The organism is Limosilactobacillus gorillae (assembly GCF_001293735.1).
In the GTDB taxonomy this organism is placed as follows: domain Bacteria; phylum Bacillota; class Bacilli; order Lactobacillales; family Lactobacillaceae; genus Limosilactobacillus; species Limosilactobacillus gorillae.
The window spans coordinates 1-25,026 of record NZ_BCAH01000014.1 but is presented as its reverse complement, the minus strand read 5'-3'; the positions used below and the strand labels follow the sequence as shown (position 1 = coordinate 25,026).

Genomic DNA, 25,026 nt, shown 5'->3' with positions numbered 1-25,026 from the left:
ATTTGGTCGCTAATATTGACGGTGTTAGAATAAACATATTAAATTGACTAGCGTAGTAAGGGGAAGCAAACATGGGATCACCTGTATACATTCAAATTCATAACCAATTACGGGAAAACATTGAAGGTGGCAAGTGGCAAGTCGGTGAAAAGATTCCTGCCGAGCGCGAACTGGCCGCCGAGTTTGGCGTTAGTAGAATGACGTTGCGGCAGGCGATTCAAACCCTCGTTGATGAAGGGATCTTGGAACGCCGGGTTGGCTCGGGGACGTTTGTGGCCAGTCGTAAGGTTCAAGAAAAGATGGCTGGGGTCACCTCGTTTACCGACCTGATGAAGGGGATGGGTAAGGTTCCGTCCAGTAAGACAATTTCTTACCACCTGACGATTCCGTCGCAAAGTGAGATGGAAAAACTGCAACTAAGCGGTGATGAGCAGGTCTTACGCATGGAACGGATCCGGTATGGTAACGGGGTTCCAATCTGTTACGAGGTAGCGACAATTCCCGCCCAGCTAGTTGCTGATTTTTCAAAGGAAGAGGTCACAACCTCTTATTACCGGACACTAGCCGAGCGTTCTCACCTCTACCCGGGGCACGCCACCCAAAAGATTTCGGCAACCAATGCCACCGAAAAGATTGCCGAGTATTTAGACATTAAACGAGGGGACGCCCTTTTGCGAATGACGCAAATTTCTTATTTACAAGATGGGCGCCCCTTCGAATACGTTCACACGCAGTACGTGGGTAACCGCTTTGAATTCATTTTAGAAAAGTAGGACCCCAATTAATTTATGAGGAAAAATAATGGATCATAACTATCCTGACGATAGCTACACGCTACATACCGATGCCTACGAACTCTCGATGATGCAAACCTACTTTAAAGAGGGGTTAGCGGAGCGGAAGGCCGTCTTTGAAGCCTTCTTTCGTAAGATGCCCTTTGAAAATGGGTACGCCGTTTTTGCCGGGCTGGAGCACATCATCACCTATTTAAAGAACCTCCACTTTTCAAAGAGTGACATCGACTACCTCCGGGAAACCGGTCAGTTTGACGATGACTTTTTGGACTACTTAGCCAACTTTCGCTTTAAGGGGACCCTACGCTCGGTCGTTGAAGGGGAACTCGTCTTCAACCAAGAACCCCTTTTGCAAGTTGAGGGGACGATTATGGAAGGGACCCTTGTGGAGACGGCCCTTTTAAACATCATTAACTACCAGATTATGGTGGCCACCAAGGCAGCGCGGATTAAGTCCATCGTCGGTGATCAGACGGTAATGGAGTTTGGTTCGCGCCGGGCCCAGGAATTTGATGCAGCTCTGTGGGGAACCCGGGCGGCCTACATCGGCGGCTTTGATTCGACCAGTAACGTGCGGGCCGGTAAACTCTTCGGGATTCCGATTTCCGGTACTCACGCTCACGCCCTAGTGCAGACTTACCGGGATGAGTATAAAGCCTTTAAGGCCTACGCTGAGACACACCATGACTGCACCTTCTTAGTCGATACTTTTGACACCCTACGTTCCGGGGTGCCTAATGCAATTCGGGTAGCCAAGGAATTTGGCGACCGGATCAACTTTCAGGGAGTCCGCATTGACTCTGGGGACATGGCCTACTTATCCAAGAAAGTCCGTGAGATGCTTGATGAGGCCGGCTTTACAGATGCTAAGATTGTTTGTTCCAACGGGTTAGACGAAAAGACGATTTTAAACCTCAAGATGCAGGGAGCTAAAATTGACTCCTGGGGCGTCGGAACAAAGCTAATCACCGCATATGATCAGCCAACACTGGGGGCAGTTTACAAGTTGACCTTAGTCGAGGATGAAAATGGCCAGATGGTTAATACCATGAAGCTGTCCAATAACGTTTCTAAGATGTCAACGCCAGGTAAGCACCAGGTTTGGCGGATCACCGATCGTAAAGATGGGAAGAGTGAAGGGGATTACGTTACCTTAATCGATGAAGATCCGCGTAAGTTAGATTCCCTATACATGTTTGACCCTAATTACACCTTCTTGCACAAGACGGTTGAGGACTTTGTGGCCCGACCGCTCTTGCAAGATATTTTTGTCGATGGGAAACTGGTTTACGACCAACCATGCCTCGCTGAGATTCGCCAAGCCCGGGCTACCCACTTAGATCGGTTATGGGATGAATATAAACGGGACTTAAACCCGGAGGTCTACCCAGTTGACCTTTCCCAGCGTTGTTACGACAACAAGATGGCGATGATAAAAGAAATTCACGATTACGTTGATAAGATTTAGGAGGATTTAGATGCGTCCGTTGCAAGAACAAATTATTGAAGACCTTAAGGTGCTCTCGACCATCGACTTGCAAGTCGAGGTACGGCGTCGGGTTGACTTTTTGAAGGACTACTTGAAGCAAACCAAGCTAACCACTTTGGTGCTAGGGATTTCCGGGGGCCAGGACTCCTCATTAGCCGGTCGCCTATCCCAGCTGGCGGTTGAAGAGCTACGCGAAGAAACCAAGAATGATGCCTACCAATTCATTGCCGTCCGCTTACCGTATGGGGAACAGGCTGATGAATCCGACGCGATGATGTCGATTAATGACTTTATTCGCCCAGATAAGGTGGTCAGGGTCAACATTAAGCCAGCTACCGATGCCATGGTGATGACGCTTGAGGCGGCCGGGACCGAGATTTCAGACTTCAATAAGGGTAACATCAAAGCACGTCAACGGATGATCGTTCAGTATGCGATTGCCGGGGAAACCCACGGGGCCGTAGTTGGTACTGACCATGCTGCCGAGGCCGTGACCGGATTTTATACTAAGTATGGCGATGGGGGTGCTGATGTAACTCCGCTGTCGCAACTAGACAAGCGCCAGGGACGGGCACTGTTAGAATACTTGAAGGCCCCGGAATTGTTGTACCAGAAAACACCAACTGCTGACCTAGAAGAAGACCGGCCAGCTCTGCCAGACGAACAGGCCCTAGGGGTTTCTTACAAAGAGATTGACGACTACCTGGAAGGTAAAGAGGTTTCCAAAGGAGCAGCTGAAAAGATCGAGTCCTGGTACCAACGGACCGGCCACAAGCGTCACATGCCAGTTGCCCCAATCGATACCTGGTGGAAGGGATAGGATCAACACGTGGAACAAGAAGTATTAACTCGGGTACAGGCAAAGCTTACCCAATTTAAGGGCCATCAGGTACAGGTAGCCTTGGAGCTATTGAATGACGGTAATACGATTCCCTTTGTGGCTCGTTACCGCAAGGAAGCTACCGGTTCCTTAGACGAAGTTGAACTGCAGACTATTCAGACCCAGGCCAAAAAGGAACAGGAGCTCTTTGACCGTAAGGGGGCCGTGATTAAGTTAATCGAAGAGGCCGGTAAGCTAACCGATTCGCTTAAGAAGAAAATTCAGCAAGCGGATGACCTGGCAGCGGTCGAAGACTTATACCTTCCTTACAAGCAAAAGCGCCGGACCAAGGCCCAGGTGGCCAAGGAAAACGGCTTAATGCCCCTGGCTAATTGGCTCCTAAAGTATGAGGATGCCGATCCGCTTGAAGAGGCTAGCCGCTATGTAAAGGATGATGTTGAAGACGCCCAGGCAGCGCTTGACGGTGCCCACGAAATTTTGGCTGAAGGGATCGCCGAAATGGCGACGGTACGGAGCTGGCTGCGTAACTACACTACCGAACATGGGATGGTTGAAGTCAACATTAAAAAGGGAGGCGAAGAGCTTGATGAGCGGGGTGTGTACAAGCAGTACTACGACTTTAGCAGCCGGGTTAGCCAGCTGAGCTCGTATCAGACCCTTGCCATTAATCGAGGGGAAAAAGAGAAAATTCTTCGGGTCAAGGTGGTAGCTGACCCTGGGACGGTAGAAAATTACCTGAGCTTTCGCTTAATTCGGGGTCACCAAACAAACGCATCCACTGAGTTGGTACAAAAGGCGGCTAAGGATGCCTACAAGCGCTTCTTGGGTCCGGCAATCGAGCGTGAGGTTCGAGCTAAACTGACGGCCCAAGCTGATGAGCGAGCCATCAGTGTCTTTGGAGAAAACCTTTACCATCTACTGATGCAGGCACCGTTAAAAGGCCGGGTAGTTCTGGGTTTTGACCCAGCTTACCGAACTGGGTGTAAATTAGCGGTCCTTGATCCGCATGGCAAGGTGGAAAAGATCGCCGTAATTTATCCCCACAAACCAGCCCCAGAAAAGCAACGATCCCAAGCGGAAAGCGAATTTTTACAACTGGTTGAACATTACCAGGTTTCAACGGTGGCAATCGGTAACGGGACGGCTAGCCGGGAGTCAGAACAATTCGTGGCGGCCGCCTTGCAAAAACTGCCCCGCCCGGTCTATTACGTGATCGTCAACGAAGCCGGGGCTTCGGTTTACTCGGCTTCACCAGCTGCCCGCGAGGAGTTCCCAGACCTAACGGTTGAAAAACGGAGCGCCATTTCAATTGGACGCCGCCTGCAAGACCCGATGGCCGAACTAGTTAAGATTGACCCCCAGGCCATCGGGGTCGGTCAGTATCAGCATGATCTACCCGAAAAGGAATTGACAAGTGAGTTAAATGCGGTGGTTGAACGGGCCGTTAACCGGGTTGGGGTCAACTTGAACACTGCTTCTTACCAGCTTCTGGAACGAATCTCGGGCTTGAACAAGACTACTGCTCAAAACATCGTTACTTACCGAAACGAAAACGGAGCCTACACAAACCGTGCCCAGTTAAAGAAGGTTCCCCGCTTGGGACCTAAAGCTTTCCAGCAGGCAGTGGGCTTCTTACGGATTGTCGATGGGCAAAACCCGCTCGATAACACTGACGTTCACCCAGAAAGCTACCCGGTTGCTAAAGCCATCCTACAGGCGGCTGGGGTAACAATTGACGAATTGGGAACCGATCAGGCCAATGCACGGTTAAAGAAGGTCACCCCGACCGACTTTGTTAGTGAAACGGTGGGGATCGAAACGGTCCAGGACGTTTTGGAGGCTCTGCAAAAACCAGGGCGAGACCTCCGGGACGGGATGCCAGCCCCACTCTTACGAAAGGACGTTATGACGATTGACGACTTAAAGCCGGGCATGGAGTTAGAGGGAACCGTTCGTAACGTGGTTGACTTTGGAGCATTTGTTGATGTCGGGGTCAAGCATGACGGGTTGGTTCACCTTTCCCGGATGGCTAAGAAGTACCCTAAGGATCCTCACGCCATCTTGTCAGTTGGTGATATCGTAACGGTCTGGGTTCACAACGTCGATAAGGAGCGCGAGCGTATTCAGCTAACGATGCTACCACCAAAAGAAGTTAGCCATGACTAACCGGGAATTACAACTACTGGTTCAAAAATGGTCTGAAGAGGCCTTTAAGCGGCCCTTTGAGCATTCGGCCGTCTTTAACCAACGCTTGAAGACGACTGGGGGGCGCTATCACTTGGCTGACCACCATATTGACGTTAACCCCTTGATGTATGAGGAATATGACTTGGCGACGTTAAAGAAGGTCGTTTTACATGAGCTATGCCACTACCACCTGCATTTGAGCGGGCGAGGCTATCGACACCGTGATAGGGATTTTCGCTTGCTACTTAAACAGGTTGGGGGGAGTCGATACGCGCCACCAACCACGAAGGGGCGCCGGCCAACAGGAGCCATTATCCATTACCGTTACCGGTGCACTGGGTGCAAGCAGATCATTGGGCGTAACCGCCGCTTCAACGTCACTCGCTTTATCTGTCGTCAGTGTGGGCACCATTTTGAAGAAATTTAAAAAACTTCTTGCACACAAGTAGTATCTTTGGTATGATACTATTTGTTGATGCGGCGGTGGCGGAACTGGCAGACGCGCAAGATTAAGGATCTTGTGGTCGTTTAGACCGTGGAGGTTCGAGTCCTCTTCGCCGCACTACTTAAAGCTCTCGGCTGATGCTGAGGGCTTTTTTTGTATGCTTACAACTAAATTTGATAGGGCGCTGTGGCCAGTCAACCCTAATATTTACTAAACTTTTACGAAAAACCCTTTTAAGTTTCCGTTGAAACCGTTATCATAACTGTATCGAAAACTTAAGGAGGGTTATTTTTATGGAAGCAAAGCTGAAATGGTTGGACGACCCGCGTGTCTTTCGGGTTAATCAACTACCGGCCCATAGTGACCACCGGTTTTACCGGGATCAAACGGAAGCGGACCAGGAGAAGAGTACCTATGTTCAAAGCCTAAACGGGCGCTGGGGATTCAAGTTTGCCAACAATCCAATGGAACGGCCGGAAGGCTTTTACAAGCTGGACTACGATCGCAGTGACTTTGGTGAGATTGAGGTCCCAAGCGAAATTGAGCTGAACAACTTTGCCCAAATCAATTACACCAACATTACCATGCCATGGACCGGAAAGATCTACCGGCGTCCAGCCTATGCCCTTGGCGACAATAAGGAGGAAGGTTCCTTTAGCAAGGGGGGAGACAACACGGTTGGCTCCTACGTTCGTCACTTCACCCTGGAAAGGGGCTTGAAAGGTCACGACGTTCACATTGTTTTTGAGGGGGTTGAGCGGGCAATGTACGTTTGGCTTAACGGTCACTTCATTGGCTACGCTGAGGATTCCTTTACCCCGTCTGAGTTTGACTTGACGCCCTATTTGGCTGATGGTGACAATCTATTAGCGGTAGCGGTTTATAAGCACGCTACGTCTTCGTGGCTGGAAGACCAAGATATGTTCCGCTTATCTGGAATTTTCCGGGATGTTAACCTGGTGGCCCAGCCGGAGATTCACGTCCAGGACTTAAAGATTGATGCCCAGCTTGCTGATGATATGCAGACTGGGAACCTGGGGCTGGCCTTGAAGATGACCGGCCAACCAGGGAGTGTTCAGGTTGAAGTGAACGATCAAATCGGGGCGCCGGTAGTTAACCAGTGGTTAAAGGCCGATGAAAACTGGACGATGGCGCCAGTTCAATTAAATAATGTTCACCTGTGGGATAACTACCACCCGTACCTTTACCAGTTGACCCTAACGGTTCGTGACGCCGCCGATCGGGTGGTCGAGGTGATTCCTTATCAGTTCGGCTTCCGGAAGGTTGAAATTGACAAGGATAACGTCTTGCGTTTAAACGGCCACCGTCTGATCATTAACGGGGTAAACCGTCATGAGTGGAATTGCCACCGGGGCCGGTCCGTAACCCTAGGGGACATGCACACCGATCTGGCCACCTTCAAAGAAAACAACATCAACGCCGTACGGACCTGTCACTATCCAAATCAGATTCCGTGGTACTACCTGTGTGACCGCGAAGGAATTTACATGATGGCCGAAAATAACTTGGAAACACACGCCACCTGGCAGAAGTCTGGTCAAGATGAGCCATCTTATAACGTACCAGGTTCTCTGACACAGTGGAAAGAGGCGGTCTTGGACCGGGCTAAGAGCAATTACGAAACCTTCAAGAACCATCCGTCAATTTTATTCTGGTCGGTGGGGAACGAATCTTATGCTGGTGATGATATTTTGGCTATGAATGACTATTATAAAGCGGTTGATCCAACCCGGCTCGTCCACTATGAGGGAGTTGTTCATACCAAGGAATATCGAAAGCGGATTTCCGATTTTGAAAGTTGGATGTATTTGTCGCCAAAGGATGTTGAAGCATACCTGAAGGATAACCCGGATAAACCATTCATTGAATGCGAATACATGCACTCGATGGGGAATTCCGTTGGGGGAATGGGTTCCTACATTGAATTGCTGGATAGGTATCCCCAATACTGTGGGGGCTTTATCTGGGACTTTATTGACCAAGCCATTGAGGTTGTTGACCCCGTGACCGGCCAAAAGTCGATGCGTTACGGAGGTGACTTTGACGACCACCACGCTGATAATGAATTTTCAGGAGACGGAATCTGTTTTGCTAACCGGAGTCCAAAACCGGCCATGCAGGAGGTGAAATACTACTATGGATTACACAAATAAGCTACACGTTGTCTACGATGATAACCTCCTCGGGCTAGGGGGAAAGAACTTCCACTACCTCTTTTCATACGAACAGGGAGGACCAGAATCCTTTAAGATTAACGGCAAGGAATGGCTCTACCGTGGGCCTCGGCCAACTTTTTGGCGGGCCACGACCGATAATGACCGGGGAAATGGCTTTAACGTTAGGTCGGCCCAGTGGCTGGCTGGCGACTATGCTATGCCGTGCACGAAGATTACCCTTAAGGTTGACGATAAAGATAAGAAGCTCCCCTTGGCTCCAGAGACGAACCGCTATTCTAACCATGAATACGCCAAGAAGGTTAAGATCACCTTTACCTATCAGACCGTAACCGTGCCGGCCACGACGGTCAAAGTTTCTTACACGGTTAAGCCAAGTGGTAAGATCAAGGTTAAGGTTCATTACACTGGTCAAGAAGGCTTACCGGGCCTGCCGGTGCTTGGTTGGCGAATGATCATGCCAACAGCTGCCGATAGCTTTGATTACGAAGGGCTGTCTGGTGAAACCTACCCTGACCGAATGATGGGCGGAATTGAGGGAACTTACCACGTGGATGGCCTGCCAGTAACTCCATACCTGGTTCCACAAGAAAATGGAATGCACATGGCCACCAAGTGGGTACAGGTCAACCGATCTACGACCTTAAATAATGTTGATCAAAATCCGGCGCCGTTTTGCTTGCGCTTTGCGGCCCCGAAGAAGGGGACCCTAAACTTCTCATGCCTACCATATACGAGTGAAGAATTGGAAAATGCCACTCACCCCGAAGAATTACCGGCAGCGCACCGGACGGTCCTAGTGATTGCCGGCAAAGTTCGCGGGGTCGGTGGGATTGACTCGTGGGGAGCCGACGTGGAGGAACGTTACCATATTGATGCAACAGTCGACCATGAATTTTCCTTTAGAATCATTCCATGGCAGCAAGGGCTGTAATAATTTGAAGTGCCATAAAAATATTAGACACCAGGTGTTTTGGTGAAGTTTGGAATGACATTGAATGGATTCATTCGGTGTCATTCCTTTTTTTTCCCCCGTAAATAAATTCCTTTTTAATTTTCCAGGAAATTAACGGGGGATTGCGCTATTATGAAAGAATAAGAGAGTGAGGGGGTCATAGGATGACACAGTTAGTGATGGTTCGGCATGGGCAGAGCCAGGCTAATCTAGATAACCGCTTCACGGGTTGGAGTGACGTTGCGCTAACGGCCAAGGGAGTTGCCCAGGGGAAGGCGGTCGGAAAGATGCTCGCCAACCAAGGCCTTGTTTTTCACGATGTTCATACCTCCTACATGAAGCGGGCGATTATCACCGCAAATTATATTTTAGATGAACTTGACCAGTTGGAACTGCCAATTCATAAAACGTGGCGCCTTAATGAACGTCATTACGGGGCTTTAAGTGGCCTTAATAAGGCGGTCGTCAAAGAAGAAGTAGGGACAGCCCAACTGCATGCTTGGCGCCGGGGTTTTTGGGCGGTTCCACCTAAGCTAGCTCACCCGGATCACGACCGCCGTTATGATCGCTTAGGGGTTGAAGAGCCACTGGCTGAAAGTCTGGCGATGTGCTTAGAACGAGTTCTTCCCTACTGGCAGGATCAAGTGGCTCCGCGTCTCTTAGCTGGCCAGAACCAGCTGATCGTGGCTCACGGCAGTACTTTACGTGCGCTGGTCAAGTACCTGGAAGGAATTAGTGCTGACCGGATTGATCAAGTGGAAGTCCCCAATGGGGAACCGATCATCTACCAAGTTGACGATCACTTAAACATACTGCACAAAGAAATTCTTACGGAGGGATATTAGATGGCAATTCAAGAATTCAATAATAACCCGGCCTTAACGGGTCAAGTTCAACTAATTGAAAATGTGGTTTACGGTGCAGCCGGTGGAGAAGCCCAGCACATGTGCCTTTTAACTCCGTGGGCTCAGCGCTACATGCTTACACAAATGACCCCACGGCCCCTGATTGTCTTTGTTCAGGGGAGCTCCTGGCAATTACCAGTTATGGGGAAGGAGATTCCGCAACTGGTCCAGTTTGTTCACCGGGGCTATGTGGTGGCAACGGTTCAGCACCAGAACTCCTTAGATGGTCATCCCTTCCCAGCCTTTTTGACCGATGTTAAGGCGGCCATCCGTTACTTACGGGCCCACGCCGAAGAGTACGCAATCGATCCGCAACGGGTCTCAATTTGGGGAACCTCATCGGGAGCAAATGCTGCTATGCTGGTAGGATTGACGGGGGATGATCCGCAGTACAAGACCGCTGCTAACCAAGATCAATCAGACGCGGTTAATGCCGTGGTATCCTGCTTTGGGCCAACCGATGTAGCAGCCACCTTTGAGCATGCCCGGGGTGTTGTTGGTACCGACGTCTTGGAAACTGCCCTTTTTGGTAGCGACCGGGAAAAGTGGGCCGATCTCAAGCGTGAAATGAGCCCCCTTTACCGGATTGAGGAGGGAAAGAGCTATCCACCATTCTTATTGATGCACGGGGATCGGGATCAGATTGTTCCTTACCAACAGATGGAACAGATGTATGATGCTCTGGCAGCTCATCACGTTAAGGTTGATGGAGTCCGAGTACACGGGGCTGACCACGAACGTGACTTTTGGAGCCAGGCCATCTTTGACCACGCAGCTAAGTTCTTGGAACCAATTGACCACCCGGTTGCCGAATAAGGCGCATAAGAATGATACTAAAAAAGAGGTTGTGACATTTTGTCGCAGCCTCTTTTTGGTTGACCAAGGGGTTAATTATTAAGTTAGGTCTTAGGCCAAGGTTCCCATTGGGTCCCATGGTTTTAAGATCACTGGTTTTTGGGCTTGAGCGGTTAGAAGTTCATCGCTTAAGTAGGCCTTGTTGATGACGATTTGGTAGCAGTACTTGTCCATCCAACTATCGGACATCACAAAATAACCCTTTTCGCCGACCTTGCTTCCCCAAGAGTTTTCGACTTTCCATTTAGTTGGCTTACCGTCGACCAGGTCAACACCCGTTAGAACCATGGCGTGATTCATCATTGATTCGCCGTAGTCCAGTGCGTCGGCTTTTGACATTGCCAGTTGGGTGTCAAAGAGGTCCTCGTAAGCATACGTGTTCAGAGCCATCAGTCCCAGCTTGGTTTCTGAATATTTGGAAACGTCGGAGCCAAACCAGACGCTTTCACCATTCGCCAGCTGTTTAATGGCCAGGGCCTTGAACTCGTCCATTGGCAGGTTTAAATGCTTGATCGGCCGGCCGCCAACTACGTTCCCGAGCATATCAACCGTGTAGGTCTGGTGGTAGGACTTGTCTTTAGTTGGAGCTTGAATAATTGAGACGTAATCATCCAGGTTCCAACCAACGTACTTCTTAAAGAAGTCCTGCGGGGTAAGGTTAGCATCACGGTGGAATTCATGATCCTTTTTAGTTCGGTATTCGAAGTCAAAGGAGGTGACAGGCTCACCAAAGGCGTAGGATAACATCCGGTAAATGTTATTAAGCATCTGCCGACGTTGATCATTGATATGACTTTGGGCGTAGTTTTGTTGGACCAGCCGCCGTAAGATAATGGCGTCGTGGCGAAGCTGGTTATTTAAAACGGCGTTAATTTCCCGTGATTGTGAAGAGTTATAACTTTCGGGCATGGCACTTTGTGGTACAACTCCGTACTTTTCGATCAAAGCACACAGCATGTCCCACTGGCCTCCATCTTGTTGCGGGGTTTCCATTAGCCAAGCTACCTTGCGGTCATCGTGGGGAAGGTTAGCCGTGGCGATTACGTTTTCATAGAAGTAGTTAGCCTTTTCGAACTTGTCCCAGAAGAATTGGTAGGATTGGGAGAGCTCGAAGTCATCAGGAAGGTTGAACTTAGCCTGCATACCATGGCGCATCGTATTTAAAGCTGCAAACATCCAGCAGCGGCCAGATTGCTTTTGATCAGCAACGTCACCCGTTGATAGATCAATGGAGAAGTGCTGGTCATTATTAGCTTGTGCGTGCCAGTCAAAGCTGGCAGCCTTAACACCGTTTTTGGTGACGGCCCGTTCCAAAACGGCACTTTCTTTGCGTCCGGCGTAGTCCTCATGAAAGGCGGTCAGGTCGGCTGGCGAAATTGAAAAAGTCATGTACATTAGCTCCTTTGGTTATTCTGGGCTCATTATAATACGAAATTTAGTTGGAAAACAGGAATCTGTGTGGCCAAGGGATGTAGAAAAAGCCCTCAGCAGTGCCAGGGCCCATGAAACGGTAATCCCTTACTTAGGGACGTTTAGCGTGCTAACACCTTGGTCACCACCAACGATAACCTGGTTAACCCGGTTTAAAAAGAGCCCATGTTCGACGACCCCGACCGTATGGATTAGGTCTTCTGCCAGGGCAAGCGGGTCTTCAATCAGCCCCATCTTGAGATCGATGATGTAGTTTTCTTCATCAGTCCGGTAGTGGGTACCGTCTTCGTTGAGCCGCCACTGTGGTTGGTAGCCCTTTTGTTCGAACTTAGCAAAGACCTTAGTAGCGCCGAACGGGATGACTTCAACGGGAACCCCGAAGTTTCCGATTTGGTTAACCATCTTGGATTGGTCAACGATCCAGACGTTGTGGCTAGAGGCATCGTTGACGATCTTTTCCCACAAAAGAGCACCGCCGCCCCCTTTGATACCAAAGAAGTTAGGGGCAACTTCATCGGCTCCATCAATGGTTAAGTCAACGTGGTTAACGTCGTCGAGATCGACAATCTTAATTCCTAGTCCGGTTGCCTGTTCAGTAGTTCGGTTGGATGTGGTAACCCCGGTAATGTTTAAGCCTTCTTCCTGGACTCGCTTGCCTAGGGCGTCAACCATGAAACGGACGGTTGAACCGGTCCCCAGGCCGACGATCATACCGTCCTCAACCAGGTTAGCGGCGGTTTGACCGACGAGTTGCTTGAGTGTGTCTTGTTGGTTCATAAATAATCTCCTTTTAATCGCTAAAGGTAGTTGGGAAGCGATCTTCTGGTAACAATACCTTTTGATATTCTGGATGGCGTTTGAATTGTGATAAGGCGTAGGGACACATTAATTTGATGGTCCAGCCCTCCTTTTTAGCGTGGTCGACAAAGGTACGGACCAGTTCACTAGCCACCCCGGTACCTCGGTAAGTAGAGGTAATAAAAACACGTTCGATGGCGTAGCGATTTTCGTGGTCGGGGATGGCTGGGTAGTCAAGTTCGCCGACGTATTCGCCCTCGTCCGTAGTAACGGTAAGAACATTGTTTTCAAATTTATAGTGCATCGTTTTACCTCCTTATAAAACAGCATTTAATGATGATTGACTAAATTGTGCCTGCTTTAAAATCAAATGTCAACTTCAGATCGAACCCCCCTTTCAGAGTTGGTAAAAAACACCCTGATTTGGTTGGAGGTGTAAGGGGCAAATCATCCCCGGACCGTGGTACAATCAAAGAACAAAACAGATTTTGAGGTGAATAAAATGAAGCGTGGATTCCAAATTGTGTCCGCTTATCAAGCAAAGGGTGTCACCCTCCCTAAGCGTCAAACGAAACAGGCAGCTGGCTATGACTTTGCGGCGGCCACGGACTTTACCCTTCCGTCGATTTGGAAGGGTAACTTTATTAAGGCCCTGTGGAAGCTACGGCGGCTTAAAGCAAAGCATCACCTAACGGAACAAGATTTTGCTCAAATAGATAAAACACTGAAACCAAGTCTGGTACCAACGGGTGTTAAGGCCTACATGCAACCAGACGAGGTCTTGATCTTGGTGAACCGGTCCAGCGGCCCACTGAAACGGCGGCTGATCTTACCCAATGGAATCGGAATTATCGACGCTGATTACTATGATAATCCCACCAACGAAGGGGAGATCTTTGTACAACTAATCAACTACGGTTTATTTGATTACCATATCAAAAAAGGTGAGCGAATTGCCCAGGGAATTTTTGTTCCATACCTAACGGCCGATCAGGAGGAGACACCACAGGCCGAACGAAGTGGGGGCTTTGGTTCCACCAATAAGTAAGGAGGATCACAGATGGCCAAGGCGAAAACGCACTATGTTTGTCAAAACTGTGGTTATAACTCCCCGCGCTACTTGGGGCGGTGTCCCAACTGCGGACAGTGGAGTACCCTGGTTGAAGAAGTTGAGCAGCCTAGTACCCCGGTAGCGAAAAATGCGACGGCAACTTTAACTGGGATTGTGGCCCGGCCCCAGCGGATTCAGGAGATTGACACTAAGAAAACGCCCCGGGTTAAGACCCGGTTAAACGAATTGAATCGAGTCTTGGGGGGTGGAATCGTCCCGGGCTCCCTGGTTTTGATTGGTGGCGACCCAGGGATCGGGAAGTCCACCTTACTTCTGCAGGTATCGGGGCAGTTAAGTGTTGAACACCACAAAGTTTTGTACGTTTCTGGGGAAGAATCAGCGTCTCAAATTAAGCTCCGTGCCCAACGGCTTGACGTTTCAGGTGAGGACTTTTACATCTATCCGGAAACCAACATGGAATCAATTCGGGCGACAATTGATTCCTTGCAACCAGAATTTGTGATCATTGATTCGGTTCAGACGATGCAGGCAGCCGACGTAACTGCAGCGATCGGCTCAGTTTCGCAGATTCGGGCGGTAACGGCCCAGTTAATGCAGATTGCCAAGGGACAAAATATCACCATCTTTGTGGTTGGTCACGTCACTAAGGGCGGGGTTTTAGCCGGCCCTAAAATCTTAGAGCATATGGTTGATACTGTTATGTACTTTGAAGGGGACCTGCACCACACCTACCGGATCCTGCGATCAGTTAAAAATCGGTTTGGTTCGACAAACGAGTTGGGAATTTTTGAGATGAACACTCAAGGGCTAACTGAGGTTACTAATCCATCGGAGATTTTCCTGGAAGAACGTCTCAAAGATGCTACTGGATCGGCAGTCGTGGTTTCGTTAGAGGGGACGCGGCCGATCCTGGTAGAAATTCAGGCCCTGATCACACCGACTGTCTTCGGCAACGCCCAGCGGACGGCAACTGGTTTAAACCGTAATCGGGTATCTTTAATTATGGCAGTTCTAGAAAAGCGGGCCAATTTACTTTTACAAAACCAGGACGCCTATTTGAAGGCCGCCGGTGGTGTTAAGTTAGATGAGCCGGCTATTGACCTAGCAATTGCCATTGCGATCGCTTCATCTTACCGTGATAAGGGGACCCGGGCGACCGATGCCTTTGTCGGTGAAGTGGGGTTGACCGGGGAAATTCGGCGGGTAAGCCGGATCGAGCAGCGGGTGGCTGAGGCTACCAAGTTGGGTTTCAAGCGAATCCTGGTGCCTAAAAATAACCTTGCTGGTTGGAACCCACCTGCCAATATTGAGGTAGTAGGAGTTACTACCTTGGGTGAGGCACTTAAGATCGCCCTTGGATAAGGATACAATTGGCAGCGAAGGGAGGTGTAGCAATGAAAAAACGGATAATATGCCTTGCTATCACAATTGTGGGGGCAGCAATTGGTTTTTATTACCTACCACTCCTGTGGGCGGTAATCGGCTTCAGGTTGGCGACACCGCTTATGGCGATTGTGGACTGTATTATCGGGGCGGTGCTTTTTTTCATCCTGTCTTTACCATTAGCTAATTGGGTGGCCAACGTGATGAAACGTGTCGAGCAATCCTTGGCAAAGAAAAATCCGGCCTACCTCATTTTTGGAGCGTTAGCAACCATCGTGGGCCTTGTTTTAGCAATTTTAATTTCAGTTCCTCTCTGGCGGATGCGGGTGCCGGTGGTAAATAATGTTTTGCCACTGTTGTTAATGGTGATCTTCTCTTACATGGGCTTTCGGATTGGGACGACCCGGCTTGATGAGTGGCGTAACTTTTTGGGACTACGTCGTGAACGGGGAAAAGACATCACCAACCAGGTCTTAAAGCGCCAGGATGACAATTACCACCACTATAAGATCTTGGACACCAACATTTTGATTGACGGTCGGATTTATGACCTGGTTAAGACCGGCTTTTTGGAAGGAACCTTACTGGTGCCGAATTTCGTTTTATATGAGTTACAATACATTGCCGATTCTGGTGACTCGATCAAGCGGGTTCGCGGCCGGCGCGGGTTAGAAATTTTAAACAAGCTTCAGGAAGAGCGGATTGTTCCCGTTGAAATGTATGAAGGTGATTTTGAAGACATTGATGAAGTCGACTCCAAATTGATCGCTTTGGCTAAGAAGGTCGACGGGGTGATTGTGACCAATGATTGGAACCTAAACAAGGTGATTCAATTCCAAAACGTTCAGGCTTTAAACATTAACAACCTGGCTAAGTCTCTACGCCCCCGGGTGATCCCGGGCGAACGACTGACGGTAATGGTGGTCAAAAGAGGAACCGAACGTCAACAGGGGGTAGCCTACCTTGATGACGGTACAATGGTTGTGGTCGAAGACGGGCGTTACTTCATAAATGAGCGGATTGAAGTTGAGGTGACATCGGCCTTACAAACCGACGCTGGGCGGATGATTTTTGCCCGGCCCCTTCACTCTACCAAGGGAATTGGTGGGCACAATAGGTCTACTAAGCATCAATCCAAGAAATAGTCTTTTCTTTTTAGAGGGAGGAGGCTACACTAGATAGGAAACACTTATTTTTACGAAAGAGGCGGAAATCTTGTCAAAGAATGAAATTCGCGTTCGTTACGCTCCTAGTCCAACTGGGCATTTACACATTGGGAACGCACGGACCGCATTGTTCAACTACTTATTTGCCCGGCACAACCACGGAAAGTTCATCATCCGGATTGAAGACACCGACACCAAGCGCAACATTGCGGACGGGGAACGCAGCCAGCTCGACAACCTAAAGTGGATGGGGCTCGATTGGGATGAAGGTCCGGATAAGGGGGGCGACTATGGTCCTTACCGGCAATCCGAACGTAAGGAGATCTATGCTCGTTACATTCAGGAATTGATGGATAAGGGCCTTGCCTATGAGTCCTACATGACCGAAGAGGAGCTGGAAGCCCAACGTGAAGCTCAAAAGGCGGCCCACCAAATGCCACATTACGAATACGAGTATGCTGGTATGAGTAATGATGAAATCAAGGCCGCCCAAGAAGCAGCCAAAGCAAAGGGCCTGAAGCCAGTTATTCGCTTCCGGGTACCTAAGGATGAGGTTTTCGAATGGGAAGACCTTGTTAAGGGACCGATGTCATTTGAATCCCAATCTATTGGGGGCGACTTTGTCATTCAAAAGCGCGATGGGATGCCAACCTATAACTTCGCCGTTGTGATTGACGACCACTTGATGAAGATTAGCCACGTCTTTCGTGGTGATGATCATGTTTCCAACACGCCAAAGCAAATGGCTATTTACCAGGCCCTGGGCTGGAAAATACCAGAATTTGGACACATGTCACTGATCATCAATAACGAAACCGGTAAGAAGCTTTCCAAGCGTGACGAATCGGTGCTCCAATTTATTGAACAGTATCGCGACCTTGGTTACCTGCCGGAAGCAATGGATAACTTCATCATTCTTTTGGGCTGGTCACCAGTTGGTGAGGATGAAATCTTCTCCCTAAAGGAATTCGTGAAGATGTATGACGAAAAGCGCCTCTCCAAGTCACCAGCGGCCTTCGATCGTAAGAAACTTCAGTGGATCAATAACCAATACATGAAGCTTTCCTCTGCCGATGAGGTCTTCCACGCTGCCATGCCACAACTAATCGAGGCTGGGTTGATGGAGAAAAACGCCAACCCATACAAGATGGAATGGATGCGGCGTTTGGTAGAACTCTTCAAACGGGAAATTTCGTACGCAAACGAAATTGTTGATTACGTTAAGCCGTTTGTTGACGGCCCAGAAGAAATTTCTGACGAAGCTAAGGAAGAAATGAAAGAAGACACCGCCTTGGTTGTCATTAAGAACTTCCGGGACCGGGTGGCAGCCATGGACTTCATGGACGCTACCGGCGTGTTAGCTGCTATTAAGGATGTTCAAAAGAGCACCAAGATCAAGGGACGGAAGCTCTGGATGCCACTGCGAATTGCCGTGACCCACGAAACACACGGGCCGGAACTGCCAGAAAGCATTGAGCTTTTCGGACAGGAAAAGACTTTGGCGCACTTAGACGAGATGATTGCTCGTTTGGAAGGCAACAACTAAAGCTCATTACCAGAACCGTCCTCTTGGCAATTGTCAAAGGGCGGTTTTTATTGAAAAAGGGGGAAGCCCATGGAGTCATTAAGTCAAATTAAAACGGCCACCCAAGCCGGGGTAACAGAATTGTTGAAAGAGGCGCACCTAGAAGCTGGCGATCTATTTGTCCTAGGGCTTAGCACTAGTGAGGTTCAGGGAGAACATATCGGCCAAGACTCTAACATCGAAGTTGGACGAACGGTGGTCAGTGCAATCTTAGAGCTCCTGAACCCACTGGGTGTTGACCTCGCGGTTCAGGGCTGTGAGCACTTGAATCGGGCCCTCGTGGTGGAGCATTCGGTAGCCAAGCGGCGGGGGCTTGAGATTGTGACCGTTTACCCTCAGCTTCATGCCGGGGGAGCTGGGCAGGTAGCAGCCTTCGAGCTATTCAATGATCCAGTTGAGGTGGAACACGTGGTGGCCGAGGCAGGGGTCGATATTGGTGACACTAGTATTGGTATGCAGGTTAAGTTCGTTCAAATTCCAGTACGGACGACGGTTAAAGAGATTGGCCAGGCCCACGTGACCTACTTACGCTCCCGGCCCAAACTGATTGGTGGGGCCCGGGCTAAGTACGAATGGGACCCCTTTGATCAAAAGGATATTTAGTAGAAAAGTGTCCAGAATTGTTGTTAGATCTGTGTCTAACGGTTCAGGGCACTCTTCTATTTGGACACAAAAAAAGCGGTGGTTTGGGAGAACCACCGCAGAGGAGTATTACGATATCTTGGGGGAGATTTCGTAAAAGTATATTTTTCGGTTACTATTGGGAGGAGTAATTGAAAAATAATAGGTTTCGGTTAAATGTAGCTCGTTTCCTAGCTACATTTACATACTATCAGTCGGTTGTGAAGAAAGTATGACCAAGTACTTAATAATTATCAAACCCCTTTGGTGAGTTAGGCGGTGACCGCATGGAACTTGTGGTAAGATAGTAATATTCTATATGGACCACTGGAGGTAATCGACATGCTGAAACTTTATAACACACTCACCCGGCAAAAAGAAGAATTTCGTCCCCAACAAGCAGGGGTGGTGAACATGTACGTCTGTGGTCCAACCGTTTACAATTACATCCACATTGGAAATGCCCGCAGTGTGGTGGCTTTTGACACGGTCCGCCGCTATCTGGAGTTTTCTGGCTACCAGGTTAACTATGTCTCTAACTTTACCGATATTGACGATAAGATGATCAAGGCAGCTAATGAACAGGGAGTCACAGTGTCTCAGCTGGCGGATAAGTACATTCAAGCCTACATGGAAGACACAGCGTCTTTAAACGTTGAGCCAGCCACGATTCACCCTCGGGCAACTGAAAACATCAAAGAGATCATTGCCTTCATTGCGGACCTAGTTGAAAAGGGCTATGCTTACCAAAGTGCCGGCGACGTTTATTATCGAGCCCGTAAGTTTGCTCATTACGGTCAATTGTCAGGGCAATCGATAGATGACCTGGAGGTGGGAGCCAGCGAACACGTTTCAACAGAAGAGATTGCTAAAAAAGAGGATCCGCTCGATTTTGCCCTCTGGAAGGCGGCTAAACCGGGGGAGATTAAGTGGGATTCGCCGTGGGGCGCTGGTCGGCCAGGATGGCACATCGAATGTTCAGTAATGGCCACCAAGTACCTGGGGATAACTTTAGACATTCACGCTGGTGGTCAGGACCTTGAGTTCCCACACCACGAAAACGAGATCGCTCAGAGCGAGGCCAAGACTGGCCAACATTTTGTTAATTATTGGCTGCACAATGGCTTTGTGACGATTGGAAAAGACAACGAAAAGATGAGCAAGTCCTTGGGTAACTTCGTAACGGTACATGATTTAATCAAGGAAGTTGACCCACAGGTTTTGCGCTTCTTTATGTCAACAACTCAGTATCGGCGGCCAATTCAGTATAGTCAGGAGAGTTTGGTAGAAGCCCAAGCTAACCTGGAGCACCTAAAGAATACGTATAATAACCTGGCCTACCGCTTGAAAGACGCCACGTCGGGGACCGATGGGGGGGTTCAACGTAAGCTGGCAGACTTCAGGAGCCGTTTTGTTATCGCAATGGATGACGATATCAACGTACAAAACGGGATTGCCGTGGTTTATGAGCTAATGCGCTTTGCTAACCAGTATGTCGAACAGCGCCTGGTTCAGCGCGAACCAATTGTGGCTATTCAGTTGATGCTAAAGCGGCTGGTGGCCGTTTTTGGGGTCGACCTGCAAGAAGAAGTAGAAACTAATGACGAAGCAATTGAAGCCCTAATCAAAAAGCGTGATGCTGCCCGGGCCGAGAAGAACTTTGCTTTGAGCGATCAAATTCGCGACCAGCTAAAGGAACGGGGAATTATTTTAGAGGACACTCCTCAGGGGACTCGCTACAGAAAGGAATCGAAGTAGTCACCAATGGAACAAGCAGATTATCAGCAGTTGAATGGGATCGCCCTTGCCTACTTGGGCGACGCCGTCTATGAAGTTTTTATTCGCCAACACTTGTTAGCGTTAGGGATGAGTAAACCTAACCGCTTGCAAAAAAAAGCCACTAGCTACGTGTCAGCCAAGGCACAGGCGGCCTTGATCGCGCGGATGCAAGAAGAAGATTGTCTCACCGAAGAGGAATGGTCATATTATAAGCGAGGGCGTAATGCGAATAGTTATACCCACGCTAAGAATACCTCGGTTTTAACTTACCGGCAGTCAACCGGATTTGAAGCCCTGTTTGGCTACCTGCAATTAGCTGGTAAGCAGGATCGGGTTAGTGAATTGGCCACTTGGTGCATTAAACAAGTCGAACGGGGGAATTTAGTCCATGAAGACTAACGAAGAAAACAGTGAATTTATCATTGGCCGTCACCCGGTCATTGCCGCTTTAAAATCCGACCAGGAGATCAACAAAGTCTTTGTCCAAAAGGGGCTGAAGACGGATACGATCGCCCAGATCATCAAGCTGGCCAAAGATCGGCGACTAGTGATTTCAAACGTCCCTAAGACAAAGCTAGATCAAATGACGGGCGGACAAAATCATCAAGGGGTGGCCCTGGCGGTGGCTGCCTATGAGTACGCCACGGTTGATGACCTATTTAAAAACGCTGCCCAAAGGGATGAGGAACCGTTCTTCTTAATCCTCGATGAGTTAGCGGACCCCCATAACCTAGGGTCCATCTTACGGACTGCTGATGCTGCGGGGGTTCACGGAATTATTATTCCGAAGCGTCGTTCAGTGGGCTTAACTGCCGTGGTAGCCAAGACTTCCACTGGTGCGATTGAACATGTTCCAGTGGCCCGGGTTACCAATCTGGTTCAGGTGGCTAAAGAACTTCAGCAACGTGGGGTCTGGTTATTTGGAACCGACATGCTGGGGACCGATTACCGGCGCTGGAATGCTAAGGGGGCGGTTGCCTTGGTTATCGGAAACGAAGGAAAAGGGATTTCACCGTTGTTAAAGAAGACCTGCGACGAAATGCTGACGATTCCAATGATTGGTCACGTTCAGAGCTTGAATGCATCCGTGGCGGCTAGCCTGCTGATTTATCAGGGGTTTGCGACCCGTCACCCACTCGATTAAGTAAAAGATATCCGTAACAAAGATGGGTCTGAGCTACCGGTTAACTGGTAATGCTGGGCCCATTTTTTTATCTACAAGATGTAGTCCCTTTTAGGGTGACAACTAAGTAGCCCTTACTAATAAAAATTTTTACGATGAAAAAAGGAGCCACTTCTCGTTAGCCGGGGAAGAAAAGGTTAAAGGGCGAAAAATAGTGAAAAAACATATTGTAAACGCTGTCATTGTCTGGTAATGTGAATTGATGCAGGGGAGGGAAAAATGATAGGGGAGGACGATGATGGAAGCATACCAACTCAATGAAGAGGAGCGAACGGAGCTGGCATTGATTGCAAAGGCAACGCGGGGAAACAATGAGACGTTAGCACAGTTGTCTGATCGTTACCAGCCGTTGGTTCGGAAACTGTGGTTGAGCTTTTCGATTGCTGGTTTAGATCGGCAAGACTGGCAACAGGAGGCTTTCTTAGTCTTAAGCAGGGCGGTCCAAAGTTATAAAAAGGACCAAAAGACATGTTTTTGCTGGTACTACCGCCAGCTTTTGACCAATCGTTTACGGGATCTGTACCGTCAAACCAGGGCGGAAAAACGGATCCCGGCCCAGTTGATTCAGGACTTGGATGCCGAAAATGATATCACCATGATTCAAGACCCGGTTTTAAGCCCAGAGCAAATTGTAATGTGGCGGGTTAGTTACCAGGAATTTTTGGCCCAGTGTTCTAAAAATGAACGCGAAGCCTTTTTGCTGGAAAGTAAGGGGCTAGCCTTAGAAGAAATTGCTCAAACGATGGGTTGTTCACCAGGACGAGTCAAAAACGCCCTTCATCGGGCCCGAGCGAAGCTAAAAAGGACCTTTGTCTAAGGGAACCAGTTGATCAAACTAGGTAATCCGTGCTACTCTAGAGCAGGCAAGGGAGGTGATGGCATGGTTAAAAAAGTAGCTCTCGAATGTAGTCAGTGCGGGCGCCGTAATTATTCCGTGCCGGCGCGTCCCAATCGTGAAGAACGCTTAGAACTAAATAAGTTTTGTAAGCACTGTGGGAAAATGACCGTTCACCGGGAAACACGTTAAATTTTGGAGGAAAACATGCACCCATTGAAGTTTATTGGAAGTGTCCGGGATGAAATGCACCGGGTAGTGTGGCCAACGGCAAAGGAAAATCGCCGCGATACCACGATCGTTTTATCGATCACGATATTTTTCATCTTGTTCTTTGCTTTCTTTGATTGGCTGATTCACATGCTGATGTTGGCGTTTGTCTAGCTAGTCAAAAGCTGGAAAGTTTGCTATACTAGTTGCCGAGTAAAAAGACTTCGTTTTCATGACGGGGTTTTTTATTTTGCCAAAAACACACTTTATAAAGGAGAAACAGCGTGGAAACGAATGAAAAACGTTGGTATGTTTTGCATACCTACTCCGGTTACGAAAACCGGGTGAAGAGTAACCTGGAATCCCGGGCTCAATCAATGGGGATGGAAGACTACATCTTCCAAGTCGTAGTTCCCGAAGAAACGGTACGCCAAGTTAAGGATGGCCAAGCCAAGGAAGTTGAAGAAAAGACTTTCCCAGGGTACGTACTGGTGGAAATGGTTATGACCGATCAGGCATGGTACGTTGCGCGGAACACCCCAGGGGTTACCGGTTTCTTAGGTTCCCACGGTGGGGGTTCTAAGCCAACCCCGTTACTTCCTGAAGAAGTGGAACGGATTATGGCACGGATGGGTCAAGACGTTGCTCGGACTGACATCAACGTTGAAGTTGGTGATAACGTTAAGATCATCGCCGGTGCCTTTGCAGATCTGTCAGGGAAGGTCATTGAAGTTGATCGTGAAAAATTGAAGTTGAAAGTTGAAATTGAAATGTTTGGCCGTTTGACGACGACTGAACTAGACTTTAACCAAATTGATACGGTTGAATAAACCTTGTAATTTAACGGTAGATGTGGTAGTTTAGAAAAGTATGCTATCGTCATACTGTGGGAGGGGCAAATTTCAATCCCCCATCATTACCACAACACGGACTAAGGAGGTTTTGTCACGTGGCAAAGAAAGTAGCAAACGTTGTCAAGTTGCAAATTCCTGCCGGTGCGGCTACGCCAGCTCCGCCAGTAGGTCCTGCACTTGGGCAAGCAGGAATTAACATTATGGGCTTCACGAAGGAATTCAACGCCCGGACCGCTGATCAAAAAGGGATGCTGATCCCAGTTGTTATCACGGTGTACGAGGACCGTTCCTTCGACTTCATTACGAAGACGCCGCCTGCTGCGGTATTACTTAAGAAGGCCGCTGGTGTTGAACACGGTTCCGGTGAACCTAACACGAACAAGGTTGCAACTGTAACCAAGGACCAAGTTAAGGAAATTGCCGAAACGAAGATGCAAGATCTAAACGCCGCTGACGTTGAAGCAGCGATGCGCATGATTGAAGGTACTGCTCGGAGCATGGGCTTCGTTGTTGAAGGCTAGAACCCAGCAGTCCGGGTCGCACGCTAAAACGTGTTGACCTTACGTGGGAGGTAACTCCGTTCGACCACATATTTGCAAGGAGGAAAACACAAGATGGCTAAAAACCGTGGTAAGAAGTACCAAGACGCCTTAAAGAAGGTTGACAGCAAGAAGGAATACGCTGTTGACGCTGCGGTAGACTTGGTTAAGGACATTGACTTCGCAAACTTTGACGCAACCGTTGAAGTTGCATTTAACTTAAACGTTGATACTAAGCAAGCTGACCAACAACTTCGGGGGGCTGTTGTACTCCCGAACGGGACTGGTAAGGACCAAACCGTAATCGTTTTTGCTAAGGGTGAAAACGCTAAGGTGGCCCAAGAAGCCGGTGCTGACTTTGTTGGTGACCAAGACTTAGTTGAAAAGATCCAAGATGGCTGGCTCGACTTTGACGTTGCCATTGCCACTCCGGACATGATGCCACAAGTTGGGCGTCTTGGTCGGGTTCTTGGACCAAAGGGCTTAATGCCAAACCCAAAGACTGGTACGGTGACGATGGACGTAGCCAAGGCCGTTACTGACGCCAAGGCTGGTCAAGTTACTTACCGGACGGACCGTGACGGTAACGTTGCCGTTCCATTTGGGAAGGTATCCTTTGACACTGCTAAGTTGGTTGAAAACCTGAAGACGATCGAAGATGTAGTTGCTAAGGCTCGTCCGGCAGCTGTGCGTGGTACTTACATCAAGCACGCTTCTATCGCTTCTACTTTCGGCCCAAGCGTTACCCTTGACCTGACGACTTTCTAAGTTGTCCGATCAAGTTTAAGCAAAAGCCCCGCCATTTGGCGGGGCTTTTTTGGTGGAGTGTGATTGTGATATGTGATCTCACTGTCACCCTAAAAACGGAAAGAAGTTCAGTAACGGTTGTCAACTACGCACCGAA

Annotated in this window: 26 protein-coding genes and 1 tRNA gene; 24 read left to right on the top strand and 3 right to left on the bottom strand. The window is 48.9% G+C overall.

Annotated features, from left to right (window positions below):
• The first annotated feature begins 71 nt into the window (after positions 1-71).
• From AOQ57_RS02570 to AOQ57_RS02525, 10 genes are all read left to right on the top strand, one after another.
• The gene (locus tag AOQ57_RS02570) at positions 72-773 is read left to right on the top strand and encodes a GntR family transcriptional regulator (protein WP_093624928.1); all 702 of its coding nucleotides are present in this window, start codon (positions 72-74) and stop codon (positions 771-773) included.
• Between the two features lie 28 nt (positions 774-801).
• Complete coding sequence (locus tag AOQ57_RS02565; RefSeq protein ID WP_093624926.1) at positions 802-2,262, top strand: nicotinate phosphoribosyltransferase; 1,461 nt, start codon at positions 802-804, stop codon at positions 2,260-2,262.
• A 10-nt stretch (positions 2,263-2,272) separates the two neighbouring features.
• Positions 2,273-3,103 carry an NAD(+) synthase gene (gene nadE / locus AOQ57_RS02560; protein ID WP_093624924.1) on the top strand — a complete coding sequence of 277 codons (831 nt, stop codon included), beginning with the start codon at positions 2,273-2,275 and terminating at the stop codon, positions 3,101-3,103.
• A gap of 9 nt (positions 3,104-3,112) precedes the next feature.
• Complete coding sequence (locus AOQ57_RS02555) at positions 3,113-5,290, top strand: Tex family protein (protein ID WP_093624922.1); 2,178 nt, start codon at positions 3,113-3,115, stop codon at positions 5,288-5,290.
• Positions 5,283-5,738 carry a SprT family protein gene (locus tag AOQ57_RS02550; protein WP_093624921.1) on the top strand — a complete coding sequence of 152 codons (456 nt, stop codon included), beginning with the start codon at positions 5,283-5,285 and terminating at the stop codon, positions 5,736-5,738. The genes AOQ57_RS02555 and AOQ57_RS02550 overlap by 8 nt, the downstream gene beginning before the upstream one ends.
• 50 nt (positions 5,739-5,788) lie before the next feature.
• A tRNA-Leu gene (locus tag AOQ57_RS02545) sits at positions 5,789-5,873 on the top strand.
• Positions 5,874-6,049: 176 nt separating this feature from the next.
• Complete coding sequence (locus AOQ57_RS02540) at positions 6,050-7,930, top strand: glycoside hydrolase family 2 TIM barrel-domain containing protein (RefSeq protein ID WP_093624918.1); 1,881 nt, start codon at positions 6,050-6,052, stop codon at positions 7,928-7,930.
• Positions 7,914-8,885 (top strand): beta-galactosidase small subunit, encoded by a 972-nt coding sequence (locus AOQ57_RS02535; RefSeq protein ID WP_093624916.1) that lies wholly within the window; start codon positions 7,914-7,916, stop codon positions 8,883-8,885. The genes AOQ57_RS02540 and AOQ57_RS02535 overlap by 17 nt, the downstream gene beginning before the upstream one ends.
• Before the next feature lie 185 nt (positions 8,886-9,070).
• Entirely contained in the window at positions 9,071-9,751 is a 681-nt protein-coding gene (locus AOQ57_RS02530) for a 2,3-bisphosphoglycerate-dependent phosphoglycerate mutase (protein ID WP_093624914.1), read from the top strand.
• Positions 9,752-10,627, top strand: coding sequence for an alpha/beta hydrolase (locus AOQ57_RS02525; protein WP_093624912.1), 876 nt, complete (start codon positions 9,752-9,754; stop codon positions 10,625-10,627).
• Between the two features lie 90 nt (positions 10,628-10,717).
• Here AOQ57_RS02525 and AOQ57_RS02520 read toward each other — a convergent pair whose 3' ends face one another.
• The 3 genes from AOQ57_RS02520 to AOQ57_RS02510 form a co-directional block, all read right to left on the bottom strand.
• The gene (locus AOQ57_RS02520) at positions 10,718-12,055 is read right to left on the bottom strand and encodes a C1 family peptidase (RefSeq protein ID WP_093624910.1); all 1,338 of its coding nucleotides are present in this window, start codon (positions 12,053-12,055) and stop codon (positions 10,718-10,720) included.
• Between the two features lie 129 nt (positions 12,056-12,184).
• Positions 12,185-12,874, bottom strand: a complete 690-nt coding sequence (gene rpiA, locus AOQ57_RS02515) for a ribose-5-phosphate isomerase RpiA (protein ID WP_093624908.1) — start codon at positions 12,872-12,874, stop codon at positions 12,185-12,187.
• 13 nt (positions 12,875-12,887) lie between these two features.
• Positions 12,888-13,199, bottom strand: coding sequence for a GNAT family N-acetyltransferase (locus AOQ57_RS02510; protein WP_093624906.1), 312 nt, complete (start codon positions 13,197-13,199; stop codon positions 12,888-12,890).
• Between the two features lie 198 nt (positions 13,200-13,397).
• On the opposite strand from AOQ57_RS02510, the gene AOQ57_RS02505 reads away from it, so the two are divergent.
• The 14 genes from AOQ57_RS02505 (at position 13,398) to rplA (ending at position 24,890) form a co-directional block, all read left to right on the top strand.
• Positions 13,398-13,943 (top strand): dCTP deaminase/dUTPase family protein, encoded by a 546-nt coding sequence (locus AOQ57_RS02505; protein WP_093624904.1) that lies wholly within the window; start codon positions 13,398-13,400, stop codon positions 13,941-13,943.
• Positions 13,944-13,955: 12 nt separating this feature from the next.
• On the top strand, positions 13,956-15,329 hold the full coding sequence (radA, locus tag AOQ57_RS02500) for a DNA repair protein RadA (protein WP_093624902.1): 1,374 nt from the start codon (positions 13,956-13,958) through the stop codon (positions 15,327-15,329).
• A 32-nt stretch (positions 15,330-15,361) separates the two neighbouring features.
• Positions 15,362-16,495, top strand: a complete 1,134-nt coding sequence (locus AOQ57_RS02495; protein ID WP_093624900.1) for a PIN/TRAM domain-containing protein — start codon at positions 15,362-15,364, stop codon at positions 16,493-16,495.
• Positions 16,496-16,565: 70 nt separating this feature from the next.
• Complete coding sequence (gene gltX, locus AOQ57_RS02490) at positions 16,566-18,062, top strand: glutamate--tRNA ligase (RefSeq protein ID WP_093624898.1); 1,497 nt, start codon at positions 16,566-16,568, stop codon at positions 18,060-18,062.
• A gap of 69 nt (positions 18,063-18,131) precedes the next feature.
• Positions 18,132-18,704 carry a TIGR01440 family protein gene (locus tag AOQ57_RS02485; RefSeq protein ID WP_093624896.1) on the top strand — a complete coding sequence of 191 codons (573 nt, stop codon included), beginning with the start codon at positions 18,132-18,134 and terminating at the stop codon, positions 18,702-18,704.
• 360 nt (positions 18,705-19,064) lie between these two features.
• Positions 19,065-20,480, top strand: coding sequence for a cysteine--tRNA ligase (gene cysS / locus AOQ57_RS02480; protein ID WP_093624894.1), 1,416 nt, complete (start codon positions 19,065-19,067; stop codon positions 20,478-20,480).
• A gap of 6 nt (positions 20,481-20,486) precedes the next feature.
• Positions 20,487-20,900 (top strand): Mini-ribonuclease 3, encoded by a 414-nt coding sequence (locus AOQ57_RS02475; RefSeq protein ID WP_093624892.1) that lies wholly within the window; start codon positions 20,487-20,489, stop codon positions 20,898-20,900.
• The gene (gene rlmB, locus AOQ57_RS02470; protein WP_093624890.1) at positions 20,890-21,645 is read left to right on the top strand and encodes a 23S rRNA (guanosine(2251)-2'-O)-methyltransferase RlmB; all 756 of its coding nucleotides are present in this window, start codon (positions 20,890-20,892) and stop codon (positions 21,643-21,645) included. The genes AOQ57_RS02475 and rlmB overlap by 11 nt, the downstream gene beginning before the upstream one ends.
• Positions 21,646-21,922: 277 nt before the next feature.
• The gene (locus AOQ57_RS02465) at positions 21,923-22,501 is read left to right on the top strand and encodes an RNA polymerase sigma factor (RefSeq protein WP_093624888.1); all 579 of its coding nucleotides are present in this window, start codon (positions 21,923-21,925) and stop codon (positions 22,499-22,501) included.
• A gap of 63 nt (positions 22,502-22,564) precedes the next feature.
• Complete coding sequence (gene rpmG, locus AOQ57_RS02460) at positions 22,565-22,711, top strand: 50S ribosomal protein L33 (RefSeq protein ID WP_093624886.1); 147 nt, start codon at positions 22,565-22,567, stop codon at positions 22,709-22,711.
• Positions 22,712-22,726: 15 nt separating this feature from the next.
• Complete coding sequence (gene secE / locus AOQ57_RS02455) at positions 22,727-22,903, top strand: preprotein translocase subunit SecE (protein WP_093624884.1); 177 nt, start codon at positions 22,727-22,729, stop codon at positions 22,901-22,903.
• Between the two features lie 110 nt (positions 22,904-23,013).
• Positions 23,014-23,559 (top strand): transcription termination/antitermination protein NusG, encoded by a 546-nt coding sequence (gene nusG / locus AOQ57_RS02450; RefSeq protein WP_093624882.1) that lies wholly within the window; start codon positions 23,014-23,016, stop codon positions 23,557-23,559.
• A 119-nt stretch (positions 23,560-23,678) separates the two neighbouring features.
• Positions 23,679-24,104, top strand: a complete 426-nt coding sequence (gene rplK / locus AOQ57_RS02445) for a 50S ribosomal protein L11 (RefSeq protein WP_004562745.1) — start codon at positions 23,679-23,681, stop codon at positions 24,102-24,104.
• Between the two features lie 93 nt (positions 24,105-24,197).
• Positions 24,198-24,890 (top strand): 50S ribosomal protein L1, encoded by a 693-nt coding sequence (rplA, locus tag AOQ57_RS02440; RefSeq protein WP_093624880.1) that lies wholly within the window; start codon positions 24,198-24,200, stop codon positions 24,888-24,890.
• The last annotated feature ends 136 nt before the right edge of the window (positions 24,891-25,026 follow it).

Excerpts from the sequence above, each read along its gene's own strand:
- AOQ57_RS02475 (WP_093624892.1), top strand. The coding sequence starts at position 20,487 with ATGGAACAAGCAGATTATCAGCAGTTGAATGGGATCGCCCTTGCCTAC.
- AOQ57_RS02530 (WP_093624914.1), top strand. The coding sequence starts at position 9,071 with ATGACACAGTTAGTGATGGTTCGGCATGGGCAGAGCCAGGCTAATCTA.
- AOQ57_RS02570 (WP_093624928.1), top strand. The coding sequence starts at position 72 with ATGGGATCACCTGTATACATTCAAATTCATAACCAATTACGGGAAAAC.
- AOQ57_RS02520 (WP_093624910.1), bottom strand. The coding sequence starts at position 12,055 with ATGACTTTTTCAATTTCGCCAGCCGACCTGACCGCCTTTCATGAGGAC.
- rpiA (WP_093624908.1), bottom strand. The coding sequence starts at position 12,874 with ATGAACCAACAAGACACACTCAAGCAACTCGTCGGTCAAACCGCCGCT.
- AOQ57_RS02565 (WP_093624926.1), top strand. The coding sequence starts at position 802 with ATGGATCATAACTATCCTGACGATAGCTACACGCTACATACCGATGCC.
- nadE (WP_093624924.1), top strand. The coding sequence starts at position 2,273 with ATGCGTCCGTTGCAAGAACAAATTATTGAAGACCTTAAGGTGCTCTCG.
- AOQ57_RS02550 (WP_093624921.1), top strand. The coding sequence starts at position 5,283 with ATGACTAACCGGGAATTACAACTACTGGTTCAAAAATGGTCTGAAGAG.
- AOQ57_RS02510 (WP_093624906.1), bottom strand. The coding sequence starts at position 13,199 with ATGCACTATAAATTTGAAAACAATGTTCTTACCGTTACTACGGACGAG.
- radA (WP_093624902.1), top strand. The coding sequence starts at position 13,956 with ATGGCCAAGGCGAAAACGCACTATGTTTGTCAAAACTGTGGTTATAAC.
- rplA (WP_093624880.1), top strand. The coding sequence starts at position 24,198 with ATGGCTAAAAACCGTGGTAAGAAGTACCAAGACGCCTTAAAGAAGGTT.
- AOQ57_RS02535 (WP_093624916.1), top strand. The coding sequence starts at position 7,914 with ATGGATTACACAAATAAGCTACACGTTGTCTACGATGATAACCTCCTC.
- AOQ57_RS02540 (WP_093624918.1), top strand. The coding sequence starts at position 6,050 with ATGGAAGCAAAGCTGAAATGGTTGGACGACCCGCGTGTCTTTCGGGTT.
- AOQ57_RS02485 (WP_093624896.1), top strand. The coding sequence starts at position 18,132 with ATGGAGTCATTAAGTCAAATTAAAACGGCCACCCAAGCCGGGGTAACA.
- AOQ57_RS02465 (WP_093624888.1), top strand. The coding sequence starts at position 21,923 with ATGGAAGCATACCAACTCAATGAAGAGGAGCGAACGGAGCTGGCATTG.
- AOQ57_RS02505 (WP_093624904.1), top strand. The coding sequence starts at position 13,398 with ATGAAGCGTGGATTCCAAATTGTGTCCGCTTATCAAGCAAAGGGTGTC.
- rpmG (WP_093624886.1), top strand. The coding sequence starts at position 22,565 with ATGGTTAAAAAAGTAGCTCTCGAATGTAGTCAGTGCGGGCGCCGTAAT.
- secE (WP_093624884.1), top strand. The coding sequence starts at position 22,727 with ATGCACCCATTGAAGTTTATTGGAAGTGTCCGGGATGAAATGCACCGG.
- AOQ57_RS02495 (WP_093624900.1), top strand. The coding sequence starts at position 15,362 with ATGAAAAAACGGATAATATGCCTTGCTATCACAATTGTGGGGGCAGCA.
- cysS (WP_093624894.1), top strand. The coding sequence starts at position 19,065 with ATGCTGAAACTTTATAACACACTCACCCGGCAAAAAGAAGAATTTCGT.
- AOQ57_RS02525 (WP_093624912.1), top strand. The coding sequence starts at position 9,752 with ATGGCAATTCAAGAATTCAATAATAACCCGGCCTTAACGGGTCAAGTT.
- rlmB (WP_093624890.1), top strand. The coding sequence starts at position 20,890 with ATGAAGACTAACGAAGAAAACAGTGAATTTATCATTGGCCGTCACCCG.